Below are 16,760 nucleotides of genomic sequence, written 5' to 3'. Positions count from 1 at the left end.
GGGCCGTACTGCGCTGGGTGAACCTGCTCTTACGGCGTTAACGGTACTTGATCCGAATGTTCTGCCTGATCAGCCGGACAACAATCCGCACGTTCCGGCGCTCACCGCCCGACATCTGGCGTATGTGATTTACACTTCGGGTTCCACCGGTACACCAAAAGGGGTGATGGTCGAACATTGTGGCTTGGTCAATTTAATTTGGGAGAAAATCACCCAATTTGACATTCGCTCGGATAGTCGGCTGTTGCAATTCGCTTCATTTGGTTTTGATGCCAGTGTCTGGGAAATCATGATGGCGCTGTGTGGGGGAGCGACGCTGGACATTCCGGTTGATACGGTTCGTCAAGACCCGCTGCGCCTGTGGCGTTATCTGGAAGAACGGCAGGTAACATACGCCTGTTTGACCCCCGCTCTGCTACGGGATGGGGCTGATTTACCGGCGATAACGATAAAGCCCACCTTGATACTGGGCGGCGAAGCGCCCAGTGCGGCATTGTTGCAGGCATTACGTAGTCGGGCAACGTTGTTTAATGCTTATGGTCCGACGGAAATCACCGTTTGCGCTACTTGCTGGCGTTGTCCACCAAATTATAGGGATGAGTTAGTTCCTATGGGCCGCCCAACAGCTAACACTTTGGTATATCTGTTGGATGCTGACGGCCAGCCAGTGCCATTTGGGGCAGTGGGAGAGTTGTACATCGGGGGGATTGGTGTGGCGCGAGGCTATCTCAACCGCCCGGATTTGACGGTTGAGCGCTTCTTGGCAGATCCATTTAGTGATGAGACGGATGCTCGCATGTACCGAACCGGGGATTTAGCCCGCTACTTGCCAGATGGCAATCTGGTATTTGTAGGCCGTAATGATCAGCAGATCAAAATCCGCGGTTTCCGTATTGAACCGGGTGAAATCGAAGCGCGATTAACGGAATACCCTGGAGTGCGTGAGGCGATTGTATTGGCATTGGGTAACGGTCAGGATAAACGTCTGGTGGCTTATGTGGTGGCGCCAGCGGATAACGGGCTGGCTAGCCGATTACATCGTCATTTGAGAGCCTTATTGCCTGACTATATGATGCCGACAGCCTTTGTGCGTTTGGATAACTTCCCACTGACACCTCGTGGCAAACTGGATCGTCGGGCGCTACCGGCACCGGATGAAGAAGCTTTTGCTCGCCAGCGTTATGCAGTACCACGAGGGGAAGTTGAGATTATTCTGGCGGCTATCTGGCGCGAAGTACTGGGGGTTGAGCAGATTGGCCGAAACGATAGTTTCTTCGCGCTAGGTGGTCACTCATTGCTTGCCATGCGGATGATAAACCGTGTTGCTAATCATGGTTTGGTTTGTACATTGAATGATCTGTTTCAATTCCCGGTGCTGGCGGAGCTGGCAGCAAAAATAACATCAGATCCGTTGTCTCAACCAAACGGTGCGATATCGGTGCGACCTGATGGAACGGGGCTGCCGCTATTCTTTGTGCCTAGTGGGATGGGGGATTATTCCTATATTTTCGGGTTAGCTCAATATATTCAGGCGGATTACCCGATTTATGCATTGCCTTGGCCGTCCATCAATGCGGAACCAATGTCGACAATGGAACAACAGGCCGCAAGGATGATCACCTTGATAAAAGCTGTTCAGCCAGAAGGTCCGTACCAGATATGTGGTTACTCTTCTGGTGGCATATTGGCTTATGCCATTGTTCAGCAACTATTAAATGCCGGTGAAATCGTCAATTTCTTGGGGCTGATTGATACGCCTGCCCCTCACTATTCCGGGCAGCAGAGCATGTCGCTGAAATTTCAATTTTTTACTGAGTTGGCGAGGCAGGCAGAAGAAGCGCATATTGAAGAGTTGGCAGCACTGTACCAACGAATTGATGAGCTAAGTTTGGTGCAATTGATTGCCGCAGCGCAGGAGTTGGCGTTATACCCGGCAAATCTGTCGTCTGATTTGATTGCTAAACGGTGGCAGCAGATAGAAAATTATGCGCAAATCGTCAGAAATTATCAGCCGCAAGTATTGGCGATAACGTTATATCAGTTCTATGCAATGGAACCTTCTCCACCGCTTCCTGTTGTGATGAATGCTGAACTCTCGCCTTTAAATGTGGAACCGTCGTTAGGTTGGGCACAAATAGTGCCTGATTCTTTACTGCGGTTAGTGCCAATTTCAGGTAATCATTTTAGCTTGTTGGAGGATAATCAGGATAAGACCATGTTAATCCGAGCCTTAAATATGGCATTAACGGTGAGTGGTAAATAAGGGTTTAACCTGTGCTTTCTGCATTAATGCCCAGTCAGAAACTGGGCATTTTTTTAACGTCAGGACAGGTGTAAGTCTGATATTAAATAGAATGTAGGTTAATTATTTAATATTGTTATTATTTTCAATAAATATTATTTGTTTGGAGTTAATGTTACTTATAAAAATATATTTATGATATTTTTATAAAAATAAAATAAATAATTGATCATAATTAGCGAAACGTTATATCTTATGAAAAAGAAACAGATTTTCTGCGTTTAAGGTTTTATTGTGTATTCTTTATAAATAAATTGTCTTTTAGGTAAAAATGTGTCTAAAAATTTTGTACAAATTCTCTCTAATTTGCATGTTAGCCGGGGAGCAGTCTCCCTTTATTTTATGTGCCGGGAACGAAATTGTAGGTGAATGAAATAATGGTGGGATAACCTACTCATTCTTGTATTAAATATTTCAAATAAAGCCCAATCGTTGAGCAGGAATATCTGTTTCTGCCGAAAAGTCATGCTCTTTGGTTACGGTTATATAACGTCACTAATAATTTGCTCTGTTATCTCTTTTTACTGCGGGAAGGCAGAGGATTTGTATTGTTAAAAAAATGAGATGTTCAACCTAACCATTATATCCATCGAGTACGGTTTTAACTTCTATTAAACTAAGGGATTGTTTATGGGGAAATCATCAAGCAGGAGTGCGGAATACTTCTTTACCGGAAATTATTTCGCTGATGACAATAATAATGATATTGATGCCATTGGATTTGGGGGATACATTTATGCCCGTGGAGGGAATGACCATATTACGCTAGGGTCGGTTGCTGCCAAAGTCTATACTGGTACAGGCAATGACACGGTATTCGGTGGTGCAGCATATTTATCGGTTGTGGATTCCACAGGTAATCTGACCGTAAAAGGTGGTGTGGGTTACACCGATATTGATAAAAGTGGTGATGGTGATATTTCATTTTCAGGCGCTGCGGGTGGCGTTGTGATGGAGCATACCGGTGATCATGGAGATTTGGACTTTACCGGCGCGGCTATTTATAACGAAATGAACCGTGAAGGGTTGACGGGTAATATGACTTTCGAAGGTTCGGGCGGTTACAACAAATTATGGCACGAAACCAATCAAGGCAATTTATACTTTAATGGTGCTGGCGCGGGTAATAAAATCGACCGTACTTGGTATAACCGTTACCACGAAAGCCGTGGAGATGTCACATTTAATGGTGCAGGTGCCGCAAACAGTATTAGCTCGCGGATGGAGCGCGGTGATATTGTTTTCGATGGGGTAGGAGCTGATAATCACATTATACGTAGAGGTAAAGAAGGTAATATTATCTTGCATGGTGCAGGGGCATTGAACCGAATTAAGCGTATTCGCCAAAAAGAAGATATCTATGCGCAGACTCGTGGTGATATTTCCTTTGAAGGTATAGGTGGTTATAACAAAATTTATTCTGATGTTGCACACGGTAATATTTATTTCTCCGGTGCGGGTGCTTACAACGAAATATCCAGAGTGGGTATGAATGACGGTTTTCGTGATGAGGTGTTGGAATATGCTAAGGCTCAAGATATCGTATTAACTACAGCAACAATGGGCGGAAGTTGGATTCAAGAAATCCAGCAAGTGACAGGTATTAAATCAACTACTGAACCTGATACTTATCTCTTTGCGTTTGCTGACGAAATGTATACGAAAATTAGCAAAATTCGACTACGAAATGATCCTGAAACCGGCAAGCTCAATTATTATGCCACCTCTTGGTATAAGGAAGGCGATCATCTTGAAAATCTTGCTTCAACGGATATTTCTTCAGGTAATGGATTTATCAATATCAACCGCAATGAGGCTTATCGTCTTTTTAATTTAATTATAGAACATCATCAGCCGATCATTATTCATGCTGTTGAAGAGGGTTTGTTTGAAAACGAGTGGGTTATTTGTGCCAGTGGGGCAACGGTCAAAGCAGAAGATATCACACTCGTTGAGGCAAAAATGGGAGGGCATTCAATCTTTTCCAATAACCAGAAGGTTGATGTTGCTGCGGTGAGATCGAACCGTCAACCAAATACTTATGTGTATGCTAATTATCTGGAGTCATACACTAAAGTGGTAGTGGTTAAATTGGAAAATGATCTTATCACGCAGGAACTCAAATATTTTGCCAGCGCGTGGTATAAAGCGGGTGATCATACCGGTAATTTGGCTAGTGAAGATATTTCGCTGGTGAACGGTTATCACACTATAAGCGCGGGTGGCTGCACACTAAGTCAACTGCAATATTGCCTTAATACAACGATACGTCGTGCTTCTGATCGATTAGCACATACCGAAGAATATAGTCAGCAAGAACTTGTGAATACATCGACTCGTAATGGTGACAGCTTCGGCGATATTCAATTTAGTGGCATTGGCGGCGGAAACGTTATTACCTCCAGCGTCACGCAAGGCCATGTTAATTTTGATGGCGCTGGCGCGGCTAACATCCTTGTTCACCAGAGTCAGCGTGGAGATATGGATGTTAACGCCGGTGGGGCGGCAAATGTGCTTGTGCGGGTTGGGGATGGACGATACCTGGCTCATCTTCTGGCAATGGGTAATATCTCGATCCATAAAGGCAATGGTAATAGCCGGGTGGTGATGCTAGGTGGTTACAACACGCACACGCAGATAGGCAATGGTAGAGCGAGTTGGTTAGGTGCGGGCGGTTTTAATGTCATGACCCAGAAAGGTAATGGCAATGTCTCCTCAGGGCTGGTGGGCGGTGCCAATATACTGACTAAGCTCGGTGCAGGTGATTTGGTTTCCGGTATGCTCGGCGGGGCTAACATTATCACGCATATCAGTGATGATGCTGAAATGTCGAATACCAGGGCAATTGCGTTGGGTGGTGCTAATGTTCTTACTAAGAAAGGGCAGGGCAATGTGTTGGCAGTGATGGGCGGTGGTGCAAATGTTCTGACCCACATCGGTAACGGGAATACGACAGGTGTGATGTTTGGTGGTGCTAATATCCTAACCAAAATAGGGGACGGCGATACCATTGGCACTATGTTTGGGATAGGTAATGTACTTACCCATGTCGGTGGCGGCCAGACTTTGGGTGTGATGGGGGCCGCAGGCAATATCTTTACCAGAGTCGGGGATGGAGTTGCGATTGCAGCCATGATTGGTGCAGGCAACCTCTTTACTCATGTTGGCAAAGGAGATGTATGGGCTCTGATCGGAGGCGCAGTAAACATCTTTACTAAAGTCGGTGATGGTGATGCGTTGGCACTGATGATAGCCGCAGGTAACGTGTTTACCCATATTGGTGAGGGGACGAGTGTGGCCCTGATGCTGGCAAAAGGTAATGTCGCGACTAAAGTGGGTAACGGTATGACGTTGGCCGCAATGATGGGTGGGGCCAATATCTTTACCCATGTGGGGAATGGCAATACCTTTGCTGCCATGATGGGTGGTGCCAATGTGTTGACCAAGATCGGTAATGATCTGACAACCGCCTTGATGGTGGGTAAAGCGAATATCTATTCGCATGTGGGTAATGGCTCCAGTATTGGTTTGTTTGCCGGCGAACTGAACGTGATGACTAAAATTGGTGATGGTACAACGTTGGCGGCAATGTGTGGTCAGGCCAATATTATGACCCATGTCGGCAATGGCTTAACCGGTGTTTTGGCATTAGGAGAAGCGAATATTGTCACCAAAACCGGTAATGATTTTATGGGGGTTGTTGCAGGGGCGAAAGCTAACGTTATGACGCATGTAGGCAACTCAATAACCGCTGGCGTACTGCTTGGAGAAGGCAATATTCTGACCAAAGTGGGAGAGGGGACGACCGTCGGCTTGCTTGTGTCGAACGTGGGGAATGTGATGACCCATGTTGGTCATGGCACAACAGTGGGATTTGCTAAAGGTAAAGCCAATATCATTACCAAAGTGGGGAATGGCACGGGTATTAATGCGGTTTGGGGTGAGGCTAATATCCTGACGCAAAAGGGGCATGGTGACCGTTATAACTTCGCGAAAGGTAAAGTGAACATCATGACCAAAGTGGGTGATGGACAAGAAGTGACGGTCGTTCAGGGTGACGCCAATATTATCACCCATGTTGGCCACGGTGATGATTACACTGGTGCTTGGGGCAAAGCCAACGTCATTACCAAGGTCGGTGATGGGCGCAATGTGGTGCTTGCTAAAGGTGAGGCTAACATTGTGACTCAGGTGGGTAACGGTGACAGTTTTAATGCCTTGTGGAGTGAAGGAAATATTGCCACCAAAGTGGGTGATGGCATGCAAGTTACCGTGGCAAAAAGCAAAGCGAATATCACCACTACTGTAGGTAATGGCTTAAATGTGACGGCGACGCATGGCAACCTGAATGTGAATACTAAAGTGGGTGATGGTGTTTCCGTCAACGCAGCGTGGGGTGAATATAACGTCAATACCAAAATCGGGAATGGTCTTAATATTGCGATCATGAAGGGTAAAGGCAATGCGAATATCCATGTGGGTGATGGTTTGGGTATCAATGCTTCCTATGCACGCAATAACGTGGCGATTAAGGTGGGTAACGGTGATTTCTATAACTTCTCTGTTGCAGAAAGCAATACGCAAAGTCACAAACTCTCTTCCTTCTTTGAACATATCAAACAAACAGCGTTAGGTGTGGGGGGCAGTCAGGCGATCAACTCTCTGGTTCAGGGCAATGAGGCGAATACGTCTGGAACCCATAAAGGCCGAGGGGCGATTAACTTAACCGAAGTTTCTGCTATTAACGGTTTCAAGATAGATGAAATTGCGCCGGTAAGTTCAGATTTAAGCAGTCGTCTGAGTGGTTCTGTCACAGCGGTCGAAACGCCTGAGCTCGAAAATATCCATAATTCATTGAATATTAATGAAAATTATGATTCGGAACAGGAAGCTAATCTGATCATCAATGGTAATTTTGAACAAGGTAATTACGGCTGGCGGACAACTAATGGTATTGAAGCATATCATTCAGCGAGTGCTTACGGTCTTGATAACGAGGGGCATGGAGAGCGGGTCAGTGAGCTTGATACAGATAGAAACACCACGATTTATCAGGATCTACCAAACTTGTTCGAGGGAGAAGTTATTTCACTGAGTTTTGATTTTGCCAATCGTCGTAATGCTTATCTTACCAACAATGGTATGGATGTTTTCTGGAACGGTGAGCAGGTATTCTCAACTTCTGGAGATGCTACTGGATGGCAAAACAAAATGCTGGAGTTGACAGCAAAAACCGGTAGTAACCGAATTGAATTTAAAGGGACAGGTTTAAATGATGGCGTAGGTTATATTCTCGATAATATTGTTGCGAAATCTGAGAGTTCACTACCCGCTAAGGCTGTTATCGAACACGCGAAACAGGATAAAGCGGCGCAAAATGCGTTAAGCGATAAAGATAAAGCTGAAGAAGATCGCCGCATCTTAGAACAAGAAAAAGAGAAACAACTGGCAGCAATTGCAGGTGTTCGGTCTCAATTGGAATTAACGGATCAGGCAGCGCTAAACACCAATGGGCAAGCTCAGCGTGATGCGGTAAAAGAAGAATCCCAAGTAGTAACAGATGAACTGCTCTCGATGACTCAAGGTCTGGATGCACTGAATAACTTTGATAGTTATCACGGTAAATCAGGTGACCAATGGCGTAATCAATTTGCTGCCGGATTACTGAACAATGTTCAGAGTAAATGGGAGCACACCAAATCTACTACACAGGAAGAGTTATTTAATGCTCAGCGAAATGTTACCGGTAACCAACAAAAAGTAAAAACAGCAATTGCGCAATCGGAGGCAGGTATAGCGAAAAGTGAGCAGCATCGTATTGGTGTGCAACGAGATTTAGTAAACGCCCATGAAAAAGCAGAATTAAGAAAGGAAGAAGCACTGTTACAACAGCAGCGAGCAGAAAAAGCTAAAAATGATGCTAAGGTTGCCTGTCAGGAGGCAGAGAATCGAGGCAAACAGGATATTGTCGTGGCTGAGGACAAAGCGGTTCAGGCTCAGACTGATGCGAAGAGCGTGAAGCAGAGTGACAATGCCAAGCCACAGCGACAGCGTATGGGCGTACTTGGTAGTGGTTTGTCTGGAAAGGATTATCAGTCAACGGCTATGCCTGAAACCAGCAGCTATGTTAACTCTGAGTTTGTCGTACAGGCAGATGGGCGATTCAGTGCAGGATTGATAGAAGAAGATCTGACCGTACTGAAAGATGCAAAAAACATGATTGACCGGTTGCAGGTTAATCAGCAATCCCCGTTGGATAAAAATCTGTTGGCAACATCTTCTCAACATCGTGGGGCAATAAAAGGGGATGTGCTACAAAAAATTGATAATAAAATCTTCGATCTTATCGCGGATGGGAAAGAGCTGGAGGCTTATTCATTCCATTTTAGCCAGGATGGTAATGTGTTGGAAAAAATCAGCAAAATCATCCCGGAAATTGGCAATGTGCTCCTGACGAAAGGAGATACCGCAGAGTCTAAAAGGCTCATGAAAGGATTGTGTTTTGCTTTATCTGCCCGTTACTTAATGGAAGAACGAGTACATGGCTCAGGGGGAGGTAAAGCTTATATGCTGTGGTTAAAAGACACTGTAAAAGCCTACAACGACAAATCAGTCAATAAGAAAACCGATATCAACGCCATTGAATCCGTTTTGCTAACCCAATATCGCCGTCAAAATATTGGGCGAGTTATTGAAGATTTATTATCGATGCAATACAGCCAATTGATGGATGGCTCTACCCCAGAAGCTTATAGAAAAGCGAATGCTGCCTATGGTGGCAAGCTGAAAGTCAATGGGTTAACCGGGCCGAATATTAGTAATGCCTTGGATTACTCTGCTGAAGGCTATGAATCCGTCATGGATAAGCTGCGTAATGTAAGAAGGTCGACTTACATGACATTCATGTCTGAAGAGCATGCCATGTCCGTTGTGGTACATAAAAAAATCAATCAAACAGTTTGGTCATTTTATGATCCTAACTATGGTGGCAAATCGTTTGCTAACTATAACGATTTCCGCCGTTTTATGGATACGTTTCATAAAGGGTTTATAACGAGTTATAAATTCCAGACAAGTAAAGAACCTGACCAAAGTTTTTATATTCACTTTAATAAGTTTGAAGAGGGAACCATTGCGAGATATGACGGCGTTTGGAAAACGTCACGCGATGGTGAACAAAACTACGTATTGCGTGCATTGAAAGAGCAAGGCAAGGTATTTAACTTAGGTTCAAACGTCACTGGACGTGTAGTTGATTACCGAGAAGGTGATATCACCTTGGAAGTGACAGCTAAGCAAGGTAAACAAACGAAGAAGGTTCTGGTTGACGTTGAGAGCAACAACTTTAAACAAGCTGCCAACTTTGTGCAGTTGAATATCGATAAAGTCCTCTCTTATCCGGCAGCGAACAGACTCATACTTAAAGTGCCAGTTGAAGGTGATGCGGCGAGCCCTTCACTGGAAAAACTGTCATCAAGTGACATCATTAAAAACAAAAATGCAGGGACGTGGGAGCAGGTGGCTGTCGCACCACAAACTGATGATCGTGTAACCCGTTTTAGTCATCAGATCATTATTCAGATGGAGGATGATCCGGTTGTTGCTAAAGCCGCCGCTAATCTGGCTGGTAAACACCCAGATTCCAGTGTGGTGGTACAACTCGATGCTGACGGTAAATATCGTGTCGTTTATGGTGACTCTGCCAGATTATCCGGCAAGTTACGTTGGCAAATTGTCGGTCATGGCCGTGATATGTCAGAGCAAAATAACGGTCGTCTGAGTGGTTACTCTGCCGATGAACTGGCGGTGAAACTAAAACAGTTCAGTCATGATTTTGAACAAGCGGGTAAACTTGACCATATCAGCATCGTGGGGTGTTCTTTGATAAGTGATGACAAGCGGGACGGCTTTGCCCGTCGCTTTATCACAGAGTTAGATAAGCAAGGTATACGCAGTAATGTTTCCGCCCGCCGTAGCGAAGTCGCGATTGATGCAACAGGCCGTAAATTTACCCGTGATGCCAATAACCAATGGGTTAATAGCTTGTCTGATAACAAAATTGTATTTGAATGGAATAAACAGGGTGAATTGACGCCCCGTACAGAAAGGGTTGTTCGCGGTATTACTGAAAGTGATATCACCCTTTCCAGGGTGGGATACACTGGGGCTGATGCGGTAACGAGAGGGGCAGTTGCCGATTATCGACGTCCTTTTACTGGACCAAAGAAGCGTGAAAATATTATTCAGATTGACTCCAACGATAAATCGAATAATCAGCTTAGCTACTCCGGCAATATTCAGGTCAATGTGGGCGAGGGGGAATTTACGGCTGTTAACTGGGGAACATCGAACATCGGTATTAAAGTAGGTGCTGGTGGTTTTAAATCTCTGGCTTTTGGTGACAATAATGTGATGGTTCATCTCGGTGATGGTGATAGCAAACACAGCTTCGATATCAGTGGTTACCAGGCGCTTGAAGGGGCACAGATGTTTATTGGTAATCGTAATGTCAGCTTTAATCAGGGCAGCAGTAATGATTTGATTGTGATGATGGATAAATCCATTCCAACACCGCCACTAATTAATCCATTTGATGGCGTGATGCAGGTTACCGACGTACTACAAAATATTGCCTACTCTGGCACAGAACAAGATTGGTTAATCGCGCAAGATCAGCAGTGGACAATCGCTGGTGCGGAGAAGTTTGTACAGGATATGTCCAGTTTGGATCAAACCAGCAGTGTGAACTACAAGACGTTGGTTGGTCTGGATTCACAGCATGAACGTAGTGGCCGTGGTTTGAAGCGAGATATTGAAGCGACGTTGAATAAAAAATATCACCAATGGCTAACCAGCAACGTTACTGATATAAGCTCAATAAGCCGTGCAAATAAATTCCGTCAGGTTAATGAGAAGCTGGCTTTTAACTTTGCCGTCGGTGGTCAGGGGGCAGATATTCAGGTAACAGCCGGTAACTGGAATTTTATGTTTGGTGACCATATTCAGTCGATTATGGATACTAACCTGGGTTCGTTGTTTGGTCTGATGACTCAGCAATATTCGGTAACGGGTATGGCGAAGACCACTTTTACCTATCATCCGCAAGACTTGCCGCGTCAGCTTAAGAATAAGCTGCTTGGCCGATTAGCAAATGTAAACGCAGATACTACCTTAGCGGATATTTTTGGCGTGAATTACACCGCAGAGGGTCAAATTGTTTCCCGTACAGGAGAACCGGTTGATAGCGAAGCGATTCTGCAAGAGATGGTAGAGCTTATTGGGGAATTTAGTGGTGATCAGCTGAAAGCTTTTACTAACCCGGAAAAGTTGCTTGATGGTTTGAAAGCGGGCATTGATATGGGTGCGGATGGCATCAGATCATTTACGGAAAGTCATGGCCTGCAAGAGAAAGCCCCTGATGCAAATCGTGAACCAGAATCTTCGGTGAACATCAAGGGACAGCGCGATCAGGCTGATGATAAAGCTAAATCTGCATTTGGCTTTAACTCACTGAATCTGCCTAATCTGTTTGCGACGATGTTCAGTAAAGATAAGCAAACGGAAATGAAGTCTTTAGTCACGCATTTGAAAGAAAACTTGACGACTGATTTGCTTAATATGGAGGAAAAGACCTTTGATTTCCTGCGTAACAGCGGCCATTTGCATGATGATGGCGATATCCATATATCGTTGGGGAACTATAACTTCAACTGGGGTGGTGACGGTAAAGATCTCGGTGCTTATCTGGGCGATAACAACAACTTCTGGGGTGGTCGCGATGATGATGTTTATTATTCAATTGGCACTTCCAACCTCTTTACCGGCGGTGAAGGAAATGATCTGGGTGTCCTGATGGGACGTGAAAACTGGATGTTTGGCGGTAACGGGGATGATACCGCAGTGGTGGCCGGACGGATTAACCATGCCTTTATGGGTGAAGGTAACGACCAGATGTTTGTCTTTGGTGAAGGCGGTTTTATTGATGCCGGTAGTGGCCAAGATTACGTTGTCACCTCCGGCAACTATAACCGGGTGGATAGCGGGGAAGGTCAGGATTATGTTGTCACCATCGGCAATAATAACCAAATTGAGTTAGGTGAAGGCAATGACTTTGCCAGAGTATTTGGCAATAACAACCGGATCGACGGCTATTCCGGCAATGATGCGATAAAACTGATGGGCTACCATGCGGTAATCAACGGTGGAGAAGGTGATGATCACTTGATAGCCGCGGCGATTTCGAAGTTCAGTGAGTTTGATGGCGGTGAAGGTCAGGATCTACTGGTGCTAGGTGGGTACCAGAACCGCTTCCAGGGTGGTTCTGGTGTAGACAGTTTTATCGTTAGCGGAGAGGTGATTGATACGTCGGTCAATGATATCAGCGCAGAAGACATGATATTGCTTAATGGTGTTGACTGGCGAAACCTATGGTTGCAGCGCAGCGGGTATGATCTGATGCTGTTAGTGCAGCGTCAAACTTGGGACAACACTGCTCAGGGGATATTTGAATCAGTAGGTTCGGTTACCTTTAATGATTATTTTAATGGCAATCGTGCCAAATTGGTGACTCAAATAGGTGATAAAAACGCATTAGGGGAGCGCGAATTTACTGCATTGTCAGATAATGTGGTGGATTCTTTGATCCAGGCAATGAGTAGTTTTGCTCCGACAGTCGGTGATAATGGCTTTATTGAGGGGCTGGAGAGCCAAGCGAAAGTGGCTATCGCAACGGCGTGGGCAGATGCCACGATTAGCAAGGGGAAATTTGCCTAATTAAGTTCATGATAATCAAGTGGCTCAAGATAAATGAGCCACTTTTATCGCTAATTAACCGGTTTCCTACATTAATTCTGTATCGGTATTAAGAAAACGATGAATTGCCTTTAAAACTGCGTCTGGTTTTTCTGCGTGAACCCAATGATCGCAACCGGCGATAACCCAAGCTTTGGCTTGTGGAAATTGTCTGGCGATATCATTCCGGTACTCTTCCTGGATATAAGAGGAAAGGCCACCACGAATAAACAGGGCAGGGCGAGGCCATGTAGGGATTTCTTGCCAGCCGATGATCTTTTCATACTGGTTAATTAATACCGGTAAATTGAATTTCCATTCCCCCTGATGGAATGATTTCAGTAAAAACTGAATGACACCTTCTTCCTGAATATTTTCTCGCATAATCTTAGCGGCGTCTTGACGGGATTGAACTCCAGCTTCTGTCACTTTGTTCAGTGCGGTAAAAATTTGATCATGACGGCGAACCTGATAGGCAACGGGGGCTATATCAATAAGAACAATTTTTTCTATCCGCTCTGGTGCTAGTGCGGTCATTGCCATAGCGATCTTACCACCCATGGAATGACCAATGATAATGGCGGACTGAATTTGCAGATGATCCAGCAGAGAAATAACATCTTGTGCCATATTGTGGTAATCCATGTTATTTGCTCGTGGAGATAAACCGTGATTGCGTACATCGACTTGAATGACGGGATAGTATTGCTGCAAATCACGGGCCAAAACCCCAAGATTATTGAGATCACCGAATAACCCGTGGATTAATACCACAGGGGTAGAAGAGAGTGGATTTTCCGGTATCTGCATATGGTAATTTAACGAGTTGTCTAATTTCATGATGAGAATTGTTTTCTTTCAGGTATTGATATCATGCCATGTATATTGTTGTTTAAATTATAAAAAAGCAACCAGACTGTACAATTATAGTTAATAATCTCTTATAATTACATCGTTCTCAAAATGTTCATGTATCAAAAATTTGTTAATTTTTTCATGGTAGTACTTAATGGATTGAAAAACAAACGTTCTTCGAGTAAATAATATTTTTAAATGGAAAATTTTAAATAACTTATGAGATGATTATTAGTTCAGTTATCTTGGCGAGGTTATTTATTGTGTATTTATGTGATCTATATCTTAAAAAATTGTGTGTTAACTTTAATTTTTTGTGAAAAAATGATGAAAATTTACTTTATATTTTATGTATATAAAGATATAGGGTACATTTAACAACAACTACACTGTTCTAATAAGAATAAATAGAATTTAATTTTACACTATGGATTAGGGAATTAAGAAGTGAAGAAAAATTTACTAAAGAGTCTTTATTTTCAAGTTTTGCTCGCAATAACTATCGGTATACTTTTGGGGCATTTCTACCCACAGCTTGGTGCGGAAATGAAGCCATTGGGTGATGGATTTGTTAAATTAATCAAAATGGTTATTGCTCCTGTTATTTTCTGTACTGTTGTAACCGGCATTGCAGGTATGGAAAGTATGAAAGCTGTTGGTAAAACAGGCGCTATTGCACTGGTGTATTTTGAAATAGTTAGCACAATTGCTTTGATTATTGGGCTAATTGTTGTCAATGTTATGCAGCCTGGTGCAGGAATGAATATTGATCCCTCTACGTTAGATGTTAAAGCGGTATCCCTATATGCGGAGAAGGCTACTGAACAAGGGATAATAGCATTTTTACTTGATGTTATTCCGGCCAGTGTCATCGGGGCGTTTGCCAGTGGTAATATTTTGCAGGTTTTATTATTTGCTGTGTTATTTGGTTTTGCACTTCATCGTTTAGGCGAGAAAGGGAAACCAATCTTTAATATTATTGATGGTTTTTCCCATGTTATTTTTGGCATTATCAATATGATAATGCGATTAGCTCCTTTGGGGGCTTTTGGTGCGATGGCATTTACCATCGGTAAATATGGTATTGGTACATTAGTACAATTAGGACAATTAATAGTTTGCTTTTATATCACCTGTATTCTTTTTGTCATTTTTGTTTTAGGAACAATCGCAAAAGCCACAGGGTTTAGTATATTCCGTTTTATTAATTACATTAAAGAAGAATTATTAATAGTATTGGGAACATCATCTTCTGAATCTGCATTGCCGCGTATGTTAGATAAAATGGAGAAAGCGGGATGTCAGAAATCTGTTGTTGGTTTGGTGATACCGACAGGATATTCATTTAATCTGGATGGTACCTCCATTTACCTGACAATGGCTGCGGTATTTATTGCTCAGGCGACGAATACTCATATGGATATTGTGCATCAGATAACGCTATTAGTTGTATTGCTTTTATCCTCTAAAGGTGCCGCTGGTGTAACAGGTAGTGGGTTTATTGTATTAGCTGCGACAATTTCTGCTGTTGGGCATTTACCACTAGCAGGGCTGGCATTAATCCTGGGAATAGATCGTTTCATGTCAGAAGCCAGAGCTTTAACGAATCTAATTGGTAATGGTGTTGCAACGATTGTGGTCGCGAAACGTTGTCGTCAGCTTGATGAAGGCAAATTAAACGAAGCACTAAATGCCAAATAAGCACATCTTTAGGTTTTTATCTATTCGATGACTAATTAATCATAACCACCCGCTGTGCGGGTGGTTATGATTCGAGGTGATGGCTATAAAGGGGACTTTTACGTTTGCCCGGCGAAGCATGACAGGGATATTAACGCCGCGCAGAATATCAAATAGCAGGGCATATTTGAATTACAGGCGGCGGGTCTCGTCGTCTCTGCCCATGGAGGCCAGCGCAAGACTTGTCATGCACAAGCGGCGGTCTATTGAAGTGGGAAGCCTCGCCGTTGACGGTAGGGAGCAGTCACGATGGCTTTTTCCTCTTGTTTCCAAACGTCATTTTAGAGATGGAAGTTAAATCATTTAATTAATAGTTAACCTTATGGCCGTAGCTTGCCAGAATACTTTTCACTCTCTCCATTGTCTCTTTTGCGGGCGGTTTCACACCTTTCAATTGATATTCTTCCCCCATAGTCGTCCATTTATGTTTACCCAGTTCGTGATAAGGCAGAAGCTCGATTTTTTCAATATTTTTCATATCCTTGGTAAATTCACCTAGCCTATGAACGGATTCATCGTCATCCGACCAGCCTGGAACCACAACGTAACGAATCCAAGTTTTCTGGTTACGTTTAGCCAGATAGCAGGCAAATTCCAAAGTGCGGTGATTGGAGACACCCACTAATTTCTGATGGATTTCATCGTTAAGTTGCTTCAAATCGAGCATAACGAGATCTGTGGCATCCATCAATTCATCAATAACCGGGCCATAGCGACGGACAAATCCATTGGTATCAAGACAAGTATGAATACCTTCGGCATGACAGGCTCGGAACCAGTCACGTACAAATTCAGCTTGAAGAACGGCTTCGCCACCTGATGCGGTAACCCCTCCACCTGATGCGTTCATAAAATGACGATAGGTGGTCGCTTCTTGTATCAATTCTTCAACAGTCACGTCTTTACCGCCGTGGGTATCCCATGTGTCGCGGTTATGGCAATAGAGACAGCGCATCAGGCAACCCTGAAAGAAAACAATAAACCGGATACCGGGGCCATCAACGGTGCCACAGGATTCGAAAGAGTGGATACGACCAAGTACCGACATAACAGGTTTGCTCCAAAACTGGCA

5 protein-coding genes are annotated in these 16,760 nt (G+C 43.9%); 3 read left to right on the top strand and 2 right to left on the bottom strand.

Annotated elements, in window-relative coordinates; all coding sequences use genetic code 11:
* The coding region (locus KZ793_RS00610) for a non-ribosomal peptide synthetase (RefSeq protein ID WP_225812603.1) at positions 1–2,263 on the top strand (2,263 nt) is incomplete at its 5' end.
* Between the two features lie 669 nt (positions 2,264–2,932).
* Entirely contained in the window at positions 2,933–13,075 is a 10,143-nt protein-coding gene (gene rtxA / locus KZ793_RS00605) for an MARTX multifunctional-autoprocessing repeats-in-toxin holotoxin RtxA (RefSeq protein ID WP_225812601.1), read from the top strand.
* Between the two features lie 66 nt (positions 13,076–13,141).
* On the opposite strand, the gene ybfF is transcribed toward rtxA, so the two are convergent.
* The gene (ybfF, locus tag KZ793_RS00600; RefSeq protein WP_225812593.1) at positions 13,142–13,933 is read right to left on the bottom strand and encodes an esterase; all 792 of its coding nucleotides are present in this window, start codon (positions 13,931–13,933) and stop codon (positions 13,142–13,144) included.
* A 462-nt stretch (positions 13,934–14,395) separates the two neighbouring features.
* Between ybfF and KZ793_RS00595 the strand changes: the two genes are divergently transcribed.
* The gene (locus KZ793_RS00595; protein ID WP_225812591.1) at positions 14,396–15,649 is read left to right on the top strand and encodes a dicarboxylate/amino acid:cation symporter; all 1,254 of its coding nucleotides are present in this window, start codon (positions 14,396–14,398) and stop codon (positions 15,647–15,649) included.
* A 346-nt stretch (positions 15,650–15,995) separates the two neighbouring features.
* Here the strand turns inward: KZ793_RS00595 and pflA are convergent, their stop codons facing one another.
* The gene (gene pflA / locus KZ793_RS00590; RefSeq protein WP_225812589.1) at positions 15,996–16,736 is read right to left on the bottom strand and encodes a pyruvate formate lyase 1-activating protein; all 741 of its coding nucleotides are present in this window, start codon (positions 16,734–16,736) and stop codon (positions 15,996–15,998) included.
* Between the last annotated feature and the right edge of the window lie 24 nt (positions 16,737–16,760).

It is taken from the genome of Photorhabdus antumapuensis (assembly GCF_020387775.1).
GTDB classification, from domain to species: Bacteria; Pseudomonadota; Gammaproteobacteria; order Enterobacterales; family Enterobacteriaceae; genus Photorhabdus; species Photorhabdus antumapuensis.
Note: the sequence above shows the minus strand (reverse complement) of the source record. Positions and strands in the feature narration are given on the sequence as shown.

Excerpts from the sequence above, each read along its gene's own strand:
- ybfF (WP_225812593.1), bottom strand. The coding sequence starts at position 13,933 with ATGAAATTAGACAACTCGTTAAATTACCATATGCAGATACCGGAAAAT.
- pflA (WP_225812589.1), bottom strand. The coding sequence starts at position 16,736 with ATGTCGGTACTTGGTCGTATCCACTCTTTCGAATCCTGTGGCACCGTT.
- rtxA (WP_225812601.1), top strand. The coding sequence starts at position 2,933 with ATGGGGAAATCATCAAGCAGGAGTGCGGAATACTTCTTTACCGGAAAT.